Genomic DNA, 18,259 nt, shown 5'->3' with positions numbered 1-18,259 from the left:
GCGATCCCTGCCTTTTCGCGGGACGCCGCGGAACCGGCTCCGCCGGGCCGCAGGCGTCGCCCCCCGGCGAGGGGGGTTGGCGAAGCGACACGAAGTGCGCGAAGCCTGGGGGGAGTACCAGGCTCAAGGATGAAAGCCGGAGCGGCGCACCACCGGCTCCCACTGCGCGCGGTAGGCCTTCAGCATCTGCGTCGTTTCCGCTGCATTGCTCACCACCGGCGTGATGAAGAGCGAGTCGGCCACCTTCTGCAGGCCCGGGTCCTTCATCACGTCACGGATCGAGTTGGCCAGCAGCTGCACCCTGGCGGGCGGCATCGAAGCGGGCGCGAAGAAGGTGTTCCAGCCGTCGGCGTCGATCTTCATGCCGGCCTCGCTGAAGGTGGGAATGCCGGACGCGAAACTCGCGCGCTTCTTGCCCGATGTCGCCAGGATGCGGATCTTGCCGGCCACGTGCTGTGGATAGAGCGAATCGAGCGTGTCGATGGCGATCGGCAGGCTGCCGTTGACGAGGTCGGCCGCCAGCGGTGCGGAGCCGCCATAGCCCTTGATCTGCGGCTGCACGCTCAGCGCGTCGCCCACCATCAGGCCGAAGAAGTGCGGCAGGCTGCCGGTGGCGGGCACGCCGAAGATGGCTTCCTCGGGGTGCGCCCACAGGCGGCCCACCAGGAACATCGCGCGGTCGAGCTGGAGCTTGCTGCCCACGGCCAGCGCGAAGTCGTAGCTGCTGACCTGGGAGACGGGCACGAAGTCCTTGTCGGGGTCGTAGCCGGCGTCCTTGATGACCAGCGGCGCGACCACCATCACGGCCGGGTTGCCGAGCATCAGCACGTTCTGTCCCGCGGGGGCGCGCTTGACTTCCTTGGCCGCGAGGCGGCCACCCTCGCCCGGCCGGTTCTCGACGCTCACCGGCACGCCGAGCTTCGGCGTGAGCCGCTCGGCGATCAGCCGCGCGATGCGGTCGGTGCTTCCGCCGGGCGCGTAGCCGACCACGAGGGTGAGCGGGCCGCCGTCGAGCGCGGCGGGCGCCTGGGCCTGGGCCAGGGGAGCGCAAGCGGCAAGGGCGAGGCCTCCTGCCATGATGAGCTTGCGCCGTGAAAGGAATGCGGGCATCGGATCGGGTCTCCTGCGGACGATGGGCGCGAGCGGACGGGGACAGGCGCGGTTTCGCGGCGAAAATCCGCACGTCAAGACTGTTTCCGCTCGTTCAAATTTGTTACTGGTTTATACGTATGGGGAAACAGTTGATCTAATCAACCAACTGCCTGCCGCGGCGGGCGAGCCACACTCCCGACGTTTCCGCAACCACGTCACCTCACGCCGTCACCCTCAGCCCGTATGCGACAAGCTTTCCCCGATGCCGGCGCGCTGCGCGCGCCCCGCTCACTGGACGACCTGGTGCTCTATCGCATGGTGCGCGCCGTGCGGGCCGGCAACGGCATGGCGACGCGGCTGGTCGAAGGCGGCTTCGGCATCACGCGCCGGGAGTGGGGAATGATCGCCACCCTCGCGCAGGAGGGCGAGATGACCTCCTCCGCGCTGGCCGCGCACCTTCACCTGGACCGCGTGCGCACCTCGCGCGGACTGCGCAGCCTGGTCGACAAGAAGCTGGTGCTGCGCCGGCAGAACGCGGAAGACCGGCGCGAGGTGCACGTGCGGCTGAGCGCATCGGGCGAGCAGCTCTTCGGTGGGCTCTTTCCGCGCATCGCAGGGCTGAACACCGAACTGCTCGAAGGCGTGTCGCCCGCCGACCTCGACGCCTTCCTGCGCTGCCTGCAGCACCTGGAACAGCGCGGCGAGGAACTGCTCGCGCGCGGCGTGGTGGCGGAAAAGGCCGACCGGCGCTCGGGCGGCACGCGGCACCGCTGGCCGGAGCGCAGCCGCTGAGGCGGCCGACCGCTCAGGCCTGCACGTCCACCACGCTGCCCATCGTTCCGGACCCGCCGGTGCGGCCGGGGCGCGACGTGCCCGCAGCGCTTTCCTCCAGCGAGGCCATCGCGCTCTGCTGCACGCCGGCGTTGCGCAGCGCGTTCATCTGCTGCTGCAGCATCGCGAGCTTCGCCGCGAGCGCCTCGAGCTGCATCCGGATCGCGTCGCGCGCATCGCCCTCGGGCGTATCGATCAGCTGGGCCTGCGTCTCGCCGATCTGCTTCTGCGTCGCGGCGATCTGCCGCTGGATCTTCGCGATCTCGACGTTGACGTCGATCCCGCTCCTTGCCGCACCGCTGCTGGCGCCGATGGCATTCAGCATCCCGTTCCTCCGTTCTTGCACATGGGTAAGAACGTCTATCGGCAGCGCGCGCGAAAAGTTGAGGGCCGCCGCCGTCGCCGAACGGGCTCAGCTCGCGTAGCGCTTCTCCAGGGCGTCGAGCTCCGGCTTGCCCACCAGCCGCTGGCGCTCGGCGAAGGGCACGACCAGCGCCGGGTCTTCGTCCACGCGCTTCGTGTCGCGCAGCACCGTCAGCGCCTTCTGCATGCCGGCGACCGCGCCCTGCAGCGCCGCGTTGGCGTAAAGCACGATGCCGTAGCCCAGCTGCGCGAGCTCTTCCGCGCCGAAGATGGGCGTCCTGCCGCCGATCACCATGTTCATGAGCTGCGGCTTCTTCAGCCGCTGCGGCAGCGCACGGATCTCGTCGGCGGTGGTCACGGCCTCCACGAAGAGGATGTCGGCGCCCGCTTCGCTGAACTGCTGCGCGCGCTCGATGGCGGCCTCGAAGCCCAGCGTGGCGGCCGCGTCGGTGCGCGCCATCACGAGCAGGTCGGGATCGGTGCGCGCATCGACCGCCGCCTTGATCTTGCTCACGGCCTCCTCGGTGGAGATCACGTCCTTGCCCGAGAAGTGGCCGCAGCGCTTGGGCGCGACCTGGTCCTCGAACTGGATGCAGTCGGCGCCCGCGCGCTCCAGCACGCGCACCGTGTGGCGCACGTTGAGCGCATTGCCGAAGCCGGTGTCGGCATCCACGATCAGCGGCAGGCCTACCGCGTCGCGGATGCGCGCCGTGTGGTCGGCGATCTCGTGCAGCCCCATGAAGCCCTGGTCGGGCATGCCGAACCACATGTTGGTGACGCCCGCGCCGGTGACGTAGATGGCCTCGAATCCCAGGTCCTCGATCACGCGCGCCGAGAGCGCGTTGAAGGCACCCGGCACCAGCACGCCCCGGCGCGCCTCGGCCAGGGATCGGAGGGTCTTGCGAGTCGACATCGGTTCTTCCTTGTTGTGTTGTGGGGTGTGGTGTTGTTGATTCAGCAGGGTCACAGCGTATCGCCGGGCACGCGCACCCAGCCTTCCATCAGCACGCGGGCGCTGCGGCTCATGACGGCCTTGGTCACGCGCCATTCGCCATCGACCCGCGCCGCCTGCGCACCCACGCGCAGCGTGCCCGAGGGATGGCCGAAGCGCACCGCCGAGCGCTCGCCGCCGCCGGCCGCGAGGTTGACCAGCGTGCCCGGAATGGCAGCCGCCGTGCCGATGGCCACCGCCGCCGTGCCCATCATCGCGTGATGCAGCTTGCCCATCGAAAGGGCTCGCACCAGCAGGTCGATGTCGCCTGCCGCGACCGGCTTGCCGCTGGAGGCGGTGTAGTCCGCGGACCGCGCGACGAACGCGACCTTGGGCGTGTGCTGCCGCCCCGCCGCTTCGCCGACGTTCGCGATGAGCCCCATGCGCACCGCGCCGTGCGCACGGATGGCCTCGAAGCGTGCGAGCGCGGCGGCGTCGCCGTTGATGGCGTCCTGCAGCTCGGTGCCCTTGTAGCCGATGGCTTCGGCCTCCACGAAGATCGTCGGGATGCCGGCGTTGATCATCGTCGCGCGCAGCCTGCCGACGCCGGGCACCTCGAGCTCGTCGACGAGGTTGCCGGTCGGGAACATCGCGCCGCCGGCGCCTTCCTCTTCCGCCGCGGGGTCCATGAATTCGAGCTGCACCTCGGCGGCCGCGAAGGTCACGCCGTCGAGCTCGAAGTCGCCGGTCTCCTGCACCGCGCCATCGGTCATCGGCACGTGCGCGACGATGGTCTTGCCGATGTTGGCCTGCCAGATGCGCACCACCGCCACGCCGTCGCGCGGCACGCGGGCCGCATCGACCAGGCCGTTGGAAATCGCGAACGGGCCGACCGCCGCCGAGAGGTTGCCGCAGTTGCCGCTCCAGTCGACGAAGGGCTGGTCGATCGACACCTGGCCGAAGAGGTAGTCCACGTCGTGGCCGGGCCTCTCGCTCTTCGAGAGGATCACCGCCTTGCTCGTGCTGGAGGTGGCGGCGCCCATGCCGTCGATCTGCTTGCCGTAGGGGTCGGGGCTGCCGATGACGCGCAGCAGCAGTGCGTCGCGCGCCTTGCCGGGCAATTGCGCGGCTTCGGGCAGGTCCTGCAGGCGGAAGAACACGCCCTTGCTGGTGCCGCCGCGCATGTAGGTGGCGGGAATCCTGATCTGTGGTGCGAAGGCCATGGTCGTGCGATTGTCGGGATTGTCGGTTCAGGCGGCCGCGGGCGCCGCCGCTGCGTTCGTGGCGAGGAAGTCCTGCGCGAAGCGCTGCAGCACGCCGCCGGCCTCGTAGATCGACACCTCCTCCGCGGTGTCGAGGCGGCAGGTCATCGGCACTTCGAGCCGTTCGCCGCTGCGGCGGTGGATGACCAGCGTCACATCGGCACGCGGCTCGCGCGCGCCGATCACGTCGTAGGTCTCGGTGCCGTCCAGGCCCAGCTTCAGGCGGTCGGTGCCGGGCTTGAACTCGAGCGGCAGCACGCCCATGCCGATCAGGTTGGTGCGATGGATGCGCTCGAAGCCTTCGGCCGCGATGGCCTCCACGCCCGCGAGGCGCACGCCCTTGGCCGCCCAGTCGCGCGAGGAGCCCTGGCCGTAGTCGGCGCCCGCCACGATGATCAGCGGCTGCCTGCGCTGCAGGTAGGTCTCGATCGCCTCCCACATGCGCACCACCCTGCCCTCGGGCTCGATGCGCGCGAGCGAGCCCTTGCGCTGCACGCCGTCGACCACCGCCATCTCGTTGACGAGCTGCGGATTGGCGAAGGTGGCGCGCATGGCCGTCAGGTGGTCGCCGCGGTGCGTGGCGTAGGAGTTGAAGTCTTCCTCCGGCAGGCCCATCCTCGCGAGGTACTCGCCGGCGGCGCTGTCGGGCAGGATCGCGTTGGAGGGCGACAGGTGGTCGGTCGTGATGTTGTCGGGCAGCAGCGCCAGCGGCCGCATGCCGCGCAGCGTGCGCGGGTTGGCCGCCAGCGCGCCCACGCCCTCGCGGTCCCAGTAGGGCGGGCGCCGGATGTAGGTCGACTGCGGCCGCCAGTCGTACTGCGGGCTCACCTTCTCGCCGCGGTCCGCGTGGATCGCGAACATCGGCTCGTAGACCTTGCGGAACATCTCGGGCCGTACGGAGGCCGCGACGATGGCGTCGATCTCCTCGTCGGCCGGCCAGAGGTCGGCCAGGCGGATCTCGCGGCCGTCGCCGGCCACGCCGAGCACGTCGCGCTCGATATCGAAGCGGATCGTGCCCGCGATCGCATATGCCACGACCAGCGGCGGCGAGGCCAGGAAAGCCTGCTTCGCATGGGGATGGATGCGGCCGTCGAAGTTGCGGTTGCCCGAAAGCACCGCCGTGGCGTAGAGATCGCGCTCGACGATCTCCTGCCGGATCCGCGGATCGAGCGCGCCCGACATGCCGTTGCAGGTGGTGCAGGCGAAGGCGACGATGCCGAAGCCCAGCTGCTCCAGTTCGCCCAGGAGGCCCGCGTCGCGCAGGTAGAGCTCCACGGTCTTCGAGCCCGGCGCCAGCGAGGACTTGACCCAGGGCTTGCGCCGCAGCCCCAGCCGGTTGGCGTTGCGAGCCAGCAGCCCGGCCGCGATCACGTTGCGCGGATTCGAGGTGTTGGTGCACGAGGTGATGGCCGCGATGATCACCGCGCCGTCGGGCATCAGCCCTTCGGCCTCCTGCCTGCGCGCCTCCGCCAGGCCGACGGCGATGTCGCGCTCGGCCAGCTGCGAGGTCGGCAGCCGCCGGTGCGGGTTCGAGGGGCCGGCCATGTTGCGCACCACGCCCGACAGGTCGAAGCGCAGCACGCGCTCGTAGCTGGCCGTCGCAAGCGCATCGGCCCAGAAGCCGGCGGTCTTCGCATAGGTCTCGACCAGCGCGACCTGCTCTTCCTCGCGGCCGGTGAGCCTCAGGTAGGCCAGCGTCTGCTCGTCGACATGGAAGAGCGCGGCGGTGGCGCCGTACTCGGGGCACATGTTGGAGATGGTGGCGCGGTCGCCGATGGTCAGGCTGCGCGCGCCCTCGCCGAAGAATTCCAGGTAGGCGCCCACCACCTTCTCCCTGCGCAGGAACTCGGTGAGCGCGAGCACGATGTCGGTGGCCGTGATGCCGGCCTGGCGGCGGCCGGTGAGCTCCACGCCGACGATCTCGGGCAGCCGCATCCACGAGGCGCGGCCCAGCATCACGTTCTCGGCCTCCAGGCCGCCCACGCCGACCGCGATCACGCCCAGCGCGTCGACGTGCGGCGTGTGGCTGTCGGTGCCCACGCAGGTGTCGGGAAAGGCCAGCCCGTCCTGCACCCAGACCACCGGAGACATCTTCTCCAGGTTGATCTGATGCATGATGCCGTTGCCCGCCGGGATCACGTCGACGTTGGCGAAGGCCCGCTTCGTCCAGTCGATGAAGTGGAAGCGGTCCTCGTTGCGGCGATCCTCGATCTGCCGGTTCTTCTCGAAGGCCTGCGGGTCGAACCCTCCGCACTCCACGGCCAGCGAATGGTCGACGATGAGCTGCACCGGCACCACCGGGTTCACGCGCGCGGGGTCGCCGCCCTCGGCCGCGATCGCATCGCGCAGGCCCGCAAGATCGACCAGCGCGGTCTGCCCCAGGATGTCGTGGCACACCACGCGCACCGGAAACCACGGAAAGTCGCGGTCGCGGCGGCGCTCGGCCAGCTGCAGCAGGCACTCGTCGAGGATGGCCGGGTCGCAGCGGCGCACCAGGTTCTCCGCATGCACCCGCGCGGTGTAGGGCAGCGTGCTCCAGGCCCCCGGGCGAAGCGCATCGACGGCGGCCCGGGCATCGATGTAGTCCAGCGTGGTGCCGGGCAGCGGTTTTCGGAATCGTGTGTTCATCGTGGCGGATCTGTCTGCGGCGTCGGCGCGGCAGCGGCGATGGCGGGCCGCGCCGACTGGGCTTTCTGCTTTCTCTCTTGCTTGAACGGGCTCACTCGGAGCGGATGTCGTTGTCCTTCACGACCTTGGCATAGCGCGGGATCTCCGCACGGATCAGCGCGCCGAACTGCTCGGGCGTGCCGCCGGCCGGCGACACGCCGGTCGGGTCCAGCTTGGCGCCGAGTTCGGGCGCCTTCAGCCCGGTGGCCAGCGCGCCGTTGAGCTTCGCGATGACGGCGGGCGGCACGCCCTTGGGCGCCACCAGGCCGTGCCAGGCCACCACGTCGTAGTCGGGCAGCCCGCCGGCCTCGGCGATCGAGGGAATGTCGGGATAGGCCTGCAGCCGCTGCGCCGTGGTGACGGCCAGGGCGCGCAGCCGGCCCGACTGCACGTGCGGCATCAGCGCCTCGGTGCCCGCGATCAGCATGTCGACGTTGCCCGCCACCAGGTCGGTGACCGCCGGCCCGGTGCCGCGGTACGGGATGTGCGTGGCCTTCACCTTCGCCATGCCGAACATGTACTCGCTCACGATGTGCAGGTGGCTGCCGTTGCCCGCCGAGGCGAAGCTCAGCTTGCCGGGGTTCTGGCGCGCGAAGGCCAGCAGCTCCCGCAGGCTCTTCGCCTGCACCTTCGACGGGTTGACGCACAGCACGTAGGCGCCCTTGGACAGCTGGATCACCGGGCTGATGTCGCCCACCGGATCGAAGCGCAGCTTGTACAGCGAGGGATTGACGGTGTAGCTGCCGGCGATCAGCAGCAGCGTGTAGCCGTCGGCCGGCGTGTGCAGCGCGTACTCGGTGCCGATGGTGCCGCCGGCGCCGGGCCGGTTGTCCACCACCACCGACTGGCCGAGCTGCTGGGTCAGCACGTTGGCGGCGATGCGGGCGATGAAGTCGGAGCCGCCTCCGGGCGCGAAGGGGCAGACGATGCGCAGCGGCTTGGACGGAAAGGCATCCTGGGCCCGGACCGTGCGGGCGAGAGGGAGTGCCAGCCCGGCCAGGGCGGCTGACGAGAAGGCGCGGCGATTCAAGGTCATGCGGTTTGTCTCCAGTGTTGTTGTCATGCGTTCCGCAACGGCGTGCCGTCGCGTCGGCAGGCGCTAGTTTGCGCCTGTCCGCCGACCCCGCCCTGACCACCCGGAGACTGCATGAACCCTGGACCGGCGAACCCCGCGCCTCAGGCGCGCGCCTCGATGGGCACGAAGGCCAGGTCCTCGGGCCCCGTGTAGTTGGCGCTGGGCCGGATGATCTTGTTGTCGATGCGCTGCTCGATGATGTGCGCCGCCCAGCCCGCGGTGCGCGCGATCACGAAGAGCGGCGTGAACATGGCCGTGGGCACGCCCATCATGTGATAGCTCACCGCGCTGAACCAGTCGAGGTTCGGAAACATCTTCTTCACCTCCCACATCACGCCTTCGAGCCGCTCGGCGATGTCGAACATCTTGGTCGAGCCCGCCTGCTGCGACAGCGACCTCGCCACGCCCTTGATGACCACGTTGCGCGGGTCGCTCACCGTGTAGACCGGGTGGCCGAAGCCGATCACGACCTCCTTCGCCTCGACCCGGCGGCGGATGTCGGCCTCGGCCTCGTCGGGCGAGTCGTAGCGCTTCTGGATCTCGAAGGCCACCTCGTTGGCGCCGCCGTGCTTAGGCCCGCGCAGCGCGCCGACGGCGGCGGTGATGGCCGAGTACATGTCGGAGCCGGTGCCCGCCACCACGCGCGCGGTGAAGGTCGATGCGTTGAACTCGTGCTCGGCGTAGAGGTTGAGCGACGTGTGCATCGCGCGCACCCAGGCTTCGGAAGGCTCGCGGCCATGCAGCAGGTGGAGGAAGTGGCCGCCGATGGAGTCGTCTTCGGTCTCCACGTCGATGCGCCTGCCCTGCGTGGACCAGTGGTACCAGTACAGCAGCATCGAGCCCAGCGAAGCCATCAGCCGGTCGGCGATGTCGCGTGCGCCCGGCAGGTTGTGGTCTTCCTTCTCGGGGAGCATGCAGCCCAGCGACGACACGCCGGTGCGCATCACGTCCATCGGGTGCGCGCCGGCGGGCAACTGCTCGAGCGCTTCCTTCAGGCTCGCGGGCAGGCCGCGCATCGACCTGAGCTTCGCCTTGTAGGCGCGCAGCTCCGCGGCCGTGGGCAGCTTGCCGTGCACCAGCAGGTGCGCGATCTCCTCGAACTCGCAGACCTCGGCGATGTCGAGGATGTCGTAGCCGCGGTAGTGCAGGTCGTTGCCGGTGCGCCCAACCGTGCACAGCGCGGTGTTGCCGGCGGTCACGCCGGACAGGGCCACGGACTTCTTCGGCCGGAAGCCGGCCTTGGCTTCGGCGGGGGTGGCGATGTCGTTCATGCTGCTTCCTTCTCCTTGGTTTCCTTGTCCTTCATTTCCTGCTTCGGAAACGAGGCGGGTATGCGCGCGGGCCGGCCGTTGCGGTCGACCGCGACCATTTCGAACAGCGACTGCAGCACCGCCACCGGCTCGCGCCCCAGCTGATGCGCCGTGCCGCTGACACGCACCGTCAGCGAGCTGCGGCCGGCGCGGCCGATCCACGCCCGCAGCCTCAGCACGCTGCCCACGGGCACGGGCGCGAGGAACTGCGCGTCGCTGCAGCGGGCCATCACCACGTCGGTGCCGGCATGGGCACGCGCAGCGAGAAAGGCCGCCTTCGACATGAGCAGCAGGGCATTGCCGCCGAACAGGGTGCCGTAGTGGTTGGCGTGCTCGGGAAACACGATTTCCGTGAGTTCGAAGGCCGTGCGCTCGTCAGTCATGGATTCGCAATTTACGCAATTGCCTGCCCATAATGAAGGACTGAATTTGCCAATCATTGCGAATGGAAAACACCGGATTTGCAAATATTGCGAACAAACTGAGCCAGCAAGGAGCCGCACGATGAGCAAAACCTTCATGGGCGTTCGCCTGCGCAAGCTGCGCGCCGAGCGCGGCCTGACGCAGGTGGCACTCGCGCAGGCGCTGGGCCTGTCGCCCAGCTACCTGAACCAGCTCGAACAGAACCAGCGGCCGCTCACCGTGCCCGTGCTGCTCAGGATCAGCCGCACGCTCGGCGTCGACGTGCAGCAGTTCTCGGAAGACGAGGAGGCCCGCCTCGTCTCGAGCATGCGCGACGCGCTGGCCGACAACCCCGGCGGCGAAGCCATCGCCCTGCCTGAACTGCGCGAGGTGGCTTCGCAGATGCCCGCCGTGGCGCGCGCGCTGCTCGCGCTGCACCGCCGCCACCAGGAAGCGATGGAGCGGCTGGAGATCATGGCCGCCGAGCTCGGCGACGGACGCGGCGAACTCACGAACGCGCGGCCCATGCCCTTCGAGGCGGTGCGCGATTTCTTCTTCGCCCACCAGAACCATTTCGAGGAGCTCGACCTGCAGGCGGAAAGGCTCGCCGACGAGGCGCGCGGCCACGGCGGCACGCTGTCGGAATGGCTGCAGCAGCGCCTTTCGAGGCAGCACGGCGTGCACGTGGTGCCCACCGACGACGACACCATCGACAGCCAGCGCCGCTACGACCCGACCAGCCGCGTGCTGCGCCTGTCGTCGGGCCTGGAGCCGGGCCAGCAGGCCTTCCAGCTCGCGACGCAGCTGGCGCTGCTTGAGCAGACGCAGCTCATCGAATCGCTGCTGCAGGGCGCCAGCCTGATCGACGACGCACCCACGCATGCGCTCGCCCGCATCGGCCTGGCGAACTACTTCGCGAGCGCCGTGCTGCTGCCCTACGGCCTGTTCCTGAAGACGGCGGAAGCCCTGCGCTACGACATCGACCTGCTGGCGCGCCGCTTCGGCGTGGGCTTCGAGACGGTGTGCCATCGCCTGAGTTCGATGCAGCGGCCCGGCGCGCCCGGCGTGCCCTTCTTCTTCATCCGCGTGGACCGCGCGGGCAACATCTCGAAGCGGCAGTCGGCCACGCACTTCCACTTCTCGAAGACCGGCGGCACCTGCCCGCTGTGGAACGTGTACGAGGCCTTCGCGCAGCCGGGCCGCGTGCTGCGGCAGCTCGCGCGCATGCCTGACGGGCGCACCTACCTGTGGGTGGCGCGCACCGTCTCGCACGGGCAGCGCGGCTTCGGCTCACCGAGCAAGACCTTCGCCATCGGCCTGGGCTGCGACATCCGCCATGCGCCGAGGCTGGTCTATTCCAAGGGCCTCGACCTCGCGGACCAGGAAGCGCCCACGCCCATCGGCATGGGCTGCAAGGTGTGCGAACGCACCGCCTGCCCGCAACGGGCGTTCCCGTTCATCGGGCGGGCGCTGGACGTGAACGAGAACGAAAGCAGGTTCACGCCGTATGCGGTGGCGAACTCCTAGACGGCCGACACGGCGGCCGATGCGGCAGCACGGCCATCGCCGAAGACGGGCGGCATCCTGACGATCGAAGTCAGCGCAGGTTCGGCCACGCGCAGCGCGGCGAGGTCGGGACGCGGCCGCCGCAGCTCGGGGTTCGACGAGAACGCCGCCTCCATCGCATGCGCCGCGCCCAGCACCTGGTGGTCGGCCCTGAACCCGCCCACCACCTGCAGCCCGAAAGGCATGCCCGCGTGGTCGAGGCCGCAGGGCAGCGCGATCGCGGGGTGCGTGGTCAGCGTGACCACATAGGTCAGCGCCAGCCAGCGGTAGTAGTTGGCCTGCGGCTCGCCGTTGATGGTGGCGGCGTAGAGCTGGGTCCACGGGAAGGGCGAGACCGGCGTGGTCGGCGACAGCACGAGGTCGTAGTCGGCGAAGGTGGCCTGGAAGCGCTTCAGCAGCCGCGTCTGCTCGGCCTGTGCCCAGGCGCTGTCGAGCAGGCTCATCCTCGCGCCCATCTCGTAGTTGGCGCGCGGATTGGGGCCGAGGCTGTCGGGGTCGCGCTCGTAGGCCGCCTGCATGCCGGCCACGAAGGCCTCGGCGCGCAGCACGTCGAAGCAGCGATGCGCCTCGCCCATGTCGAAGTCGACCTTGTCGCAGCGGCCGAAGAGGTGCCGCATCGCTTCGATCTTGCGGCGGAAGGTGGCGCGGATGCCGTTGTCCACGGCGCAGATGCCGAAGTCCTCGGTCCATGCCACGCGCAGCCGGCCCAGGTCGACCGGAGGCGGCACGAGAAAGGACATCGGGTCGAGCGGATAGCTCAGCGGGTCGCCCGCGCACATGCCGGCCGATGCCGCCAGCTGCAGGCAGGCCTCTTCCACGGTGCGGCCCATGGGGCCGACGACCGAGATCGGCGTCCAGCCCAGCGGCTTGCGCACGCTGGGCACCACGCCCGGCGAGGGCCGGAAGCCCACGACGCCGCACTTCGCGGCCGGAATGCGCAGCGAGCCGCCGGTGTCGGAGCCGGTGCACACCGGCAGCATGTCGCAGGCCAGCGCGGCCGCCGAGCCGCCCGAGGAGCCGCCCGCGTTGAGGTTCGGGTTGAACGGGTTGCCCGTGGCGCCCCACACGTCGTTGCGCGAGTTGGCGCCCGCGCCCATCTCGGGCACGTTGGTCTTGCCCGCGACGATGGCGCCGGCCCGGCGCAAGCGCGCCACGAGCTCGATGTCTTCCGTGGGTACGTGGTCGCGGTAGATGGGCGAGCCCCAGGTGGTGAGCAGGCCTTCTGTGGGCTCGAGGTCCTTCACGCCCATCGGCAGGCCGTGCAGCAGGCCCAGCGCATCGCCGCGCATGACGGCGCCTTCGGCCGCCCTCGCCTCGGCGCGCGCCCGATCGAAGCAGGTGGCGGTGACCGCATTGACCAACGGGTTCACGCGCTCGATGCGCGCGATGCATGCCTCCAGCAGCTCGACGGGCGAGACCTGCTTGCTGCCGATGAGGCGGCGCAGTTCGACGGCGGATTTCTCGACGAGTTCGTCGGCGGAATCGTGGGTTGCTCTGGCAAAGGTCATCGATGTCTCTTGTTCTGGCCATGGCGCTGCACATTCGCAAGACACCACGGAACCGGCTCTGCCGGGCCGTAGGTGTCGCCCCCGGCGAGGGGGTAGGCGCAGCGACACGAAGTGCGCGAAGCCTGGGGGAGAACCTGTTCAGTCCGCAGTGATGTTGGCTCTCGCCGCGATGGCTCGCATGATCGGCAGCTCGCGGTTGATCAGCTCCACGCTCGTGGCCGCATTGCTGTAGCTCGGCTCCAGCCCCGCGGCCAGCAGCTTGCTCTTCGTCTCGGGGTCGGCGATGGTCGCGGCGAGCGCCTTCTCCAGCTTCGCCTTCACGTCGGCGGGCACTCCCTTGGGAGCCGCGAGCATGAGCCACGAATCCATGTCGACGTCGGGATAGCCGCTCTCGGCGAAGGTGGGCACGTCAGGCAGCAGCGCAGAGCGCTTCGCGGTGGTGAGCGCGATCGCCTTGATCTTGCCGCTCTTGAGCTGCGGAACTGTCGCGCTCACGGTGTCGATGGTGAACGGGATCTGCCCGCCCATCAGGTCGGTCATGGCCGGAGCGCTGCCCTTGTAGGGCACGTGCGTCATCTTCAGGCCGGTGGCGCGCAGCATGGTTTCACCCGCGAACTGGGCGGTGGTGCCGGTGCCGAAGGAGCCGTACGAGTACTTGTCCGGCGCGGCCTTCACGTACTCGACGAACTGCTTGACGGTCTGCACCGGCACTTCGCTGTTGGCCAGCAGGATCAGCGCCACGCGACCGGCGATGCCGATCGGCTCGAAGCTCTTCACCGGGTCGTAGGGCAGGTTGCTGCGGATCGCGGGGTTGACGGTGAAGGTGGAGCCCGAGCTCAGCAGCAGCGTGTAGCCGTCGGGCGTGGACTTCGCCACGTAGCTCGCGCCCACCACCGTGCCGGCGCCGCCGCGGTTCTCGATCACCACCGGCTGGCCCAGTTCCTTGCCGAGCTTCTGCGCGATCACGCGGCCGTTGACGTCGGTGGCGCCGCCCGGCGGGAAGGGAATCACCAGCGTGACCGGCCGCGCGGGAAAGCCCGTCTCGGCGGCAAGCGAAGTCAGCGGCACGGCGCCAAATCCAAGGCTGCAGCACAGCAATGCCATGCGCGCCACGAGCGGAAGACGGTTCATCGGGACTCCTGGAATTTCGACTGGATGACAGGGGTTCGAAGGTGCGAACGAGTTCATCCTAGGATCGTCACGCCGGTGCCACAAGCGCAATGTTTAGAATTCTTCGTTGCCGAATCGGCAATCTTCAGCAACCGTCCGGACCACGTGCAGGAGCGATCCATGGCGCCTCGTGCCTTGCAGGAAACAGCGGTGCGCTACTTTCTCGAGGTCGTGAAGACCGGCTCGGTGAAGGAAGCCGCACTCAAGCTCAACGTCGCGCCCTCGGCCGTGAGCCGGCAGGTCGCGCGGCTGGAGCGGGAGCTCGACACCCTGCTCTTCGAACGCCATGCCCGCGGCATGGTGCCCAACGCCGCGGGCGAGCTGCTCGCGGCGCACGCCAAGCGGGCGCAGCAGGACATCGAGCGCGTCGCGAACGAGATCGCCGGGCTGCGCGGACTGCGCAGCGGCCACGTCCGCGTGGCGAGCACCGAGGGCTTCGCCTTCGACTTCATACCGAGGCTGATCGCGCAGTTCCGCCTCAAGCACGCGGGCATCCGCTTCCACCTGGAGGTCTGCGCGCCCTCCGACATCTCGCGGCTGGTGCGCGACGGCGAGGCCGACGTGGGCATCACGCTCAGTGCGCTGCCCGAGCCGGGCATCGAGGTGGAGCTGCGGCATCCGAGCCCCATCCTCGCGGTGATGGCGATGGACCATCCGCTCGCACGCCAGCGGCAGCTCTCGCTTCGCCAGGTAGTGGCCTATCCGCTGGGGCTGCCGCAGGAGGACAGCTCGATCCGCCGCCTGCTCGATGCGAGCTGCTCGCGCCAGGAGCTGCGCTACCAGCTGGCGATGTCGAGCAACCATGCGAACGCGCTGCTGAGCTTCGCGGCCGCGGGCGGCGGCAGCATCGCGTTCTACGGTCCGCTGTCGATCCGCGCGCTGCTGCAGAGCAAGGCGCTGGTCGCGATCCCGCTGAAGGACCGCGAGATGCACGAGCGGCACCTCGCCATCGAAACCATGGCGGGCCGCTCGCTGTCCGACGCGGGCAAGGCCTTCGTGCGCTTCCTGGTGGATGCGGTGAAGGCTTCGGACTAGGGCTCAGGGCTTCAGGGCATCAACGCTGCATCAGCGTGTTCGACGGCAGCGTCTCGTCGAGCAGCTTGCGGGCCGTCTCCACGCCCGCCACCGGCAGCAGCTTCGCATCGAGCAGCCCCACCTGCACCAGCACGCTGGCCTGGTCCCAGTAGATGTGCTCGTGGTAGAGCTTGTCGCCGCGGAACTTGATGACCGCGAGCAGCGGGATCTCCACGCGCTTGCCCGTCGGTGCCACGCCCGGCAGCATCCACGGGATCTCGGTGGTGTGGGTGAAGCAGAACAGCATCTCGTCGACCACCTGCGTGGCGCCGATGGTGCGCGAGATCGGCACCAGCGAGGTGTCGGGCGGGTTGCTGTTGACGAAGTGGTTCGAATAGAAGGCGTGCAGGTTCCTGTAGCCCACGCCGCCGGTCATGGTCGGGATGTGATTGACGTAGGGCTCGGCCACCATGGTCGACATGGTGTCGTCGACGTTGCGGGTGCCGAACTCGTACTCGCAGTGCTTGTCCCACAGCGCCGAGAGGTCGTAGTGCGGGCCGATGGCGTCCTTCAGCGTGGCGATGCTGCGCTCGTGCGCCATCAGCGCCGAGGGCTTGTGGTAGTGCTCGCCGCCCAGGCGCGCGAAGGCGTGGTCCATGCCCGGGTACACGTGCAGCGAGACGCCGGGGCGGCCCTTGAGCGCCGCCACGATGCGGTCGCGCGCCTCGGGCGGGCAGAACTTGTCGAGCTCTGCGATGTGCAGCGTGAGCGGGCGCTTGATCTTGTCGGCCTCGTCGAGCGCGGCATCGATGCCCACGCCGTAGTAGCCCACGGCCACGTCCGCGTCGGTGCGGCACGCCGCGAGGTAGGCCAGCTTGCCGCCGAGGCAGAAGCCGAGCACGCCGACCTTGGCGTCCTGCACTTCGGGCCGCTGGCGCAGGGCGGTGATCGCGGCCTGCATGTCCTCCATGCCCTTGGCCTCGTCGAAGCCCTGGTAGAAGCCGAAGGCGCGCTGCCAGTCCTCGGGCGTGTAGCCGAGTTCGACGTCTGGCTGCTGGCGCCAGAACAGGTCGGGCACGAGCACCACGTAGCCTTCTTCCGCGTAGTAGTCGGCCACCTCTCGCATCGTGTCGTTCACGCCGAAGATCTCCTGCGCGATGACCAGGCCGGGCCCGGTGCCCGAGCTGGGCAGTGCGAGGTAGCCGCTGAAGCTGCCGCTTGCGTCGGTGGCCTCGATGCGGATGCGCTGTGGTGCGGCCTGGGGTGCTTTCTGCTGCATGTGTGTTGCTCCGTTCATGGGGTGGTTCACGGGATAAGTGTGGCGGGCCACGTGCTCATTGCATGCATTCCGGATGTCTTGTGGTCACCTGGTAGTAGCCCGAATGAAAGACCAGCGGCTCGCCGTCGAAGCGGTCGTAGCGCTCGACCTCGCCGATGAAGATGAGGTGGTCGCCCCCATCGTACTGCCTGACGTTGCGGCACACGAAGCGCGCGATCACGCCGTTGAGCAGCGGCACGCCGGCCGTGCCCTCGCAGCAGTCGACGCCGCCGAACTTGTCGGCCTGCGGTGTCGAGAACTGCCGCGACAGGTGATGCTGGTTCGCCGCCAGCACGTTGATCGCGAAATGGCTGGCACCGGTGAAGTCGGACAGGCTCGGCGCCTGGCGCGCGAGGCTCCACAGCACCAGCGGCGGATCGAGCGAGACCGACGAGAACGAGTTGGCCGTCATGCCCACGCGCCGCCCGTCCATCGCGCGGGCGGTGATGACGGTCACGCCGGTGCTGAACTGCCCGAGGGCCTTGCGGAAGTCGCGCCGGTCGAAGCGGTCGACCACGGCCTCGCGTGCACGCGCTTCTAGAAAGCGGTCGGCCTCGGCCGCGTCGAACCACCACGGCGCGAAGGCGCGCGGATCGTCGAAGCCGTTGACCACGATGCTCGCGACCGCCGGCATGCTGGAGGCGCTCTGCAGCAGCTTCTGCAGATGCGGCCCCGGGGGCGCGAGCAGGCTGTTGGTCCAGCCGGTGGCCCAGCGGGCATAGCCCTCCCAGTAACGCTCGAAGGTCTGCTGCATCCACGCGGCGTCGAAGGGCGCGTCGCCATGCTCGAGGATGCGCTTGAGGTAAATGTCGGCGCACTTGGCCGCGTTGTTCGATCCCTGGCCGGTGATCGGGTCGTTGAGCACCACCGCGTCGGCCAGGCCCAGCACCTTGCGGCCCGACGGCAGCGTCGCCACCGGCCTGCGTACCGTGGGCGTGAAGCGGCCCGAGAGGATGCCGTTGTCGTCGGTCAGCTCGACGTGCCTGCAGCGCTCGGCCTCCCAGGGCAGGAAGGTTTCGAGGATCCACTTGCTGCGCGCGAGATGCTCCTCGGGCGTCTTCACGTCGGCCCAGCAGTCCATAGGGCCGCCGGGCACGCCTTCGAACACCATGATCTCGCACGGCCCCGTGGTGGTCAGCGCCGGGAACACGAAGTACTCGCCCACGCCCGGAATCAGGTTGAAGCACACCGCCGAGTGCGGCTCGCGCGGCTTCATGCCCTTCACATAGGTCAGTGCGAGTGCGCGCTGCGGTTGCTCGTAGGGCGAGCGTTGGGGGTCGCGCTCGAAGAGCCTGGAGATCTCGCCCTTGCCGCTCGCCACGACCACCAGGTCGTGCATCTGCGTGCAGGTCTCCAGATCGTCGATGTCCACGTCGCGCAGCACCAGCTGCCCGCCGCGCTTCTCGAACTCGGCCATCCACGCGGGTATCTTGAGCCGCTGGTCGACCGACTGCGCGGGGCCGTCGAGCTTCGCGCTCCATTCGACGGCCTTGCCGCCTTCGGGGTTGCGCACCGCGACGGCGATGCCTTCCACCTCCGGGCATTCGTCGGCCCACCAGTCGAGCCCCAGTTCGCGCTCGGTCTGCAGCGCGGTCTCGAACATGCACTGGCTGGACATCACCGGCCCCTCGGCGATCTCCCGTGCGCTGCGGTTGGAGAACACCGTCACCTCGTGCCCCGCGCTCTGCAGGCCGAGCGCAAGCTGCATGCCGGACTGGCCGGCGCCGACGATGGCCACGCGTCGCTTCAT

At 69.3% G+C, this 18,259-nt stretch carries 15 protein-coding genes and 1 pseudogene; 3 read left to right on the top strand and 13 right to left on the bottom strand.

The features are described 5' to 3' along the window. Window positions 1–123: 123 nt before the first annotated feature. On the bottom strand, window positions 124–1,110 hold the full coding sequence (locus G369_RS0123445) for a tripartite tricarboxylate transporter substrate-binding protein (protein WP_019656486.1): 987 nt from the start codon (window positions 1,108–1,110) through the stop codon (window positions 124–126). A 225-nt stretch (window positions 1,111–1,335) separates the two neighbouring features. Here G369_RS0123445 and G369_RS0123440 point away from each other — a divergent pair, with 225 nt between their 5' ends. Next, a complete protein-coding gene (locus G369_RS0123440) occupies window positions 1,336–1,884 on the top strand; it encodes a MarR family winged helix-turn-helix transcriptional regulator (protein WP_019656485.1) in 549 nt (182 codons plus the stop codon). 13 nt (window positions 1,885–1,897) lie between these two features. Here G369_RS0123440 and G369_RS0123435 read toward each other — a convergent pair whose 3' ends face one another. From G369_RS0123435 to G369_RS0123405, 7 genes are all read right to left on the bottom strand, one after another. Beyond that, complete coding sequence (locus G369_RS0123435; RefSeq protein ID WP_019656484.1) at window positions 1,898–2,248, bottom strand: FlxA-like family protein; 351 nt, start codon at window positions 2,246–2,248, stop codon at window positions 1,898–1,900. A gap of 87 nt (window positions 2,249–2,335) precedes the next feature. After that, entirely contained in the window at window positions 2,336–3,199 is an 864-nt protein-coding gene (locus G369_RS0123430) for an isocitrate lyase/PEP mutase family protein (protein WP_019656483.1), read from the bottom strand. A 50-nt stretch (window positions 3,200–3,249) separates the two neighbouring features. Beyond that, on the bottom strand, window positions 3,250–4,440 hold the full coding sequence (prpF, locus tag G369_RS0123425; RefSeq protein WP_019656482.1) for a 2-methylaconitate cis-trans isomerase PrpF: 1,191 nt from the start codon (window positions 4,438–4,440) through the stop codon (window positions 3,250–3,252). Between the two features lie 27 nt (window positions 4,441–4,467). Then, window positions 4,468–7,107 (bottom strand): Fe/S-dependent 2-methylisocitrate dehydratase AcnD, encoded by a 2,640-nt coding sequence (gene acnD / locus G369_RS0123420; protein WP_019656481.1) that lies wholly within the window; start codon window positions 7,105–7,107, stop codon window positions 4,468–4,470. Between the two features lie 91 nt (window positions 7,108–7,198). Further along, entirely contained in the window at window positions 7,199–8,182 is a 984-nt protein-coding gene (locus G369_RS0123415; RefSeq protein ID WP_019656480.1) for a tripartite tricarboxylate transporter substrate binding protein, read from the bottom strand. A 140-nt stretch (window positions 8,183–8,322) separates the two neighbouring features. Further along, window positions 8,323–9,492, bottom strand: a complete 1,170-nt coding sequence (prpC, locus tag G369_RS0123410) for a bifunctional 2-methylcitrate synthase/citrate synthase (protein WP_019656479.1) — start codon at window positions 9,490–9,492, stop codon at window positions 8,323–8,325. Continuing rightward, entirely contained in the window at window positions 9,489–9,914 is a 426-nt protein-coding gene (locus tag G369_RS0123405) for an acyl-CoA thioesterase (protein WP_019656478.1), read from the bottom strand. Before G369_RS0123405 ends, prpC begins: the two co-directional genes overlap by 4 nt. 121 nt (window positions 9,915–10,035) lie before the next feature. Here G369_RS0123405 and G369_RS0123400 point away from each other — a divergent pair, with 121 nt between their 5' ends. Then, window positions 10,036–11,460 (top strand): short-chain fatty acyl-CoA regulator family protein, encoded by a 1,425-nt coding sequence (locus tag G369_RS0123400; protein WP_019656477.1) that lies wholly within the window; start codon window positions 10,036–10,038, stop codon window positions 11,458–11,460. Here the strand turns inward: G369_RS0123400 and G369_RS0123395 are convergent. Next, window positions 11,457–13,007, bottom strand: a complete 1,551-nt coding sequence (locus tag G369_RS0123395; protein WP_019656476.1) for an amidase — start codon at window positions 13,005–13,007, stop codon at window positions 11,457–11,459. The two genes, G369_RS0123400 and G369_RS0123395, sit on opposite strands and share 4 nt — an antisense overlap. Window positions 13,008–13,145: 138 nt before the next feature. Beyond that, window positions 13,146–14,138, bottom strand: coding sequence for a Bug family tripartite tricarboxylate transporter substrate binding protein (locus G369_RS0123390; protein ID WP_019656475.1), 993 nt, complete (start codon window positions 14,136–14,138; stop codon window positions 13,146–13,148). Window positions 14,139–14,297: 159 nt separating this feature from the next. Between G369_RS0123390 and G369_RS0123385 the strand changes: the two genes are divergently transcribed. Then, window positions 14,298–15,212, top strand: coding sequence for a LysR family transcriptional regulator (locus G369_RS0123385; protein WP_019656474.1), 915 nt, complete (start codon window positions 14,298–14,300; stop codon window positions 15,210–15,212). A 19-nt stretch (window positions 15,213–15,231) separates the two neighbouring features. Here the strand turns inward: G369_RS0123385 and G369_RS0123380 are convergent, their stop codons facing one another. From G369_RS0123380 to G369_RS39800, 3 genes and pseudogenes are all read right to left on the bottom strand, one after another. After that, window positions 15,232–16,470, bottom strand: coding sequence for a dienelactone hydrolase family protein (locus tag G369_RS0123380; protein ID WP_019656473.1), 1,239 nt, complete (start codon window positions 16,468–16,470; stop codon window positions 15,232–15,234). Between the two features lie 55 nt (window positions 16,471–16,525). Next, the gene (locus tag G369_RS39555; RefSeq protein WP_244164377.1) at window positions 16,526–17,026 is read right to left on the bottom strand and encodes a flavin reductase family protein; all 501 of its coding nucleotides are present in this window, start codon (window positions 17,024–17,026) and stop codon (window positions 16,526–16,528) included. Beyond that, window positions 17,021–18,259 (bottom strand): annotated as a pseudogene (locus G369_RS39800) (styrene monooxygenase/indole monooxygenase family protein); the annotation flags it as partial. The pseudogene G369_RS39800 and the gene G369_RS39555, both read right to left, overlap by 6 nt.

Origin of the sequence: Variovorax atrisoli 110B (assembly GCF_000382045.1) — a bacterium.
GTDB classification, from domain to species: Bacteria; Pseudomonadota; Gammaproteobacteria; order Burkholderiales; family Burkholderiaceae_C; genus Variovorax; species Variovorax atrisoli.
This window is presented reverse-complemented; position numbering and strand designations above follow the sequence as displayed.

Excerpts from the sequence above, each read along its gene's own strand:
- G369_RS0123440 (WP_019656485.1), top strand. The coding sequence starts at position 1,336 with ATGCGACAAGCTTTCCCCGATGCCGGCGCGCTGCGCGCGCCCCGCTCA.
- G369_RS0123415 (WP_019656480.1), bottom strand. The coding sequence starts at position 8,182 with ATGACCTTGAATCGCCGCGCCTTCTCGTCAGCCGCCCTGGCCGGGCTG.
- G369_RS0123380 (WP_019656473.1), bottom strand. The coding sequence starts at position 16,470 with ATGCAGCAGAAAGCACCCCAGGCCGCACCACAGCGCATCCGCATCGAG.
- G369_RS0123385 (WP_019656474.1), top strand. The coding sequence starts at position 14,298 with ATGGCGCCTCGTGCCTTGCAGGAAACAGCGGTGCGCTACTTTCTCGAG.
- G369_RS0123390 (WP_019656475.1), bottom strand. The coding sequence starts at position 14,138 with ATGAACCGTCTTCCGCTCGTGGCGCGCATGGCATTGCTGTGCTGCAGC.
- acnD (WP_019656481.1), bottom strand. The coding sequence starts at position 7,107 with ATGAACACACGATTCCGAAAACCGCTGCCCGGCACCACGCTGGACTAC.
- G369_RS0123405 (WP_019656478.1), bottom strand. The coding sequence starts at position 9,914 with ATGACTGACGAGCGCACGGCCTTCGAACTCACGGAAATCGTGTTTCCC.
- prpC (WP_019656479.1), bottom strand. The coding sequence starts at position 9,492 with ATGAACGACATCGCCACCCCCGCCGAAGCCAAGGCCGGCTTCCGGCCG.
- prpF (WP_019656482.1), bottom strand. The coding sequence starts at position 4,440 with ATGGCCTTCGCACCACAGATCAGGATTCCCGCCACCTACATGCGCGGC.
- G369_RS0123395 (WP_019656476.1), bottom strand. The coding sequence starts at position 13,007 with ATGACCTTTGCCAGAGCAACCCACGATTCCGCCGACGAACTCGTCGAG.
- G369_RS0123435 (WP_019656484.1), bottom strand. The coding sequence starts at position 2,248 with ATGCTGAATGCCATCGGCGCCAGCAGCGGTGCGGCAAGGAGCGGGATC.
- G369_RS0123400 (WP_019656477.1), top strand. The coding sequence starts at position 10,036 with ATGAGCAAAACCTTCATGGGCGTTCGCCTGCGCAAGCTGCGCGCCGAG.
- G369_RS0123430 (WP_019656483.1), bottom strand. The coding sequence starts at position 3,199 with ATGTCGACTCGCAAGACCCTCCGATCCCTGGCCGAGGCGCGCCGGGGC.
- G369_RS0123445 (WP_019656486.1), bottom strand. The coding sequence starts at position 1,110 with ATGCCCGCATTCCTTTCACGGCGCAAGCTCATCATGGCAGGAGGCCTC.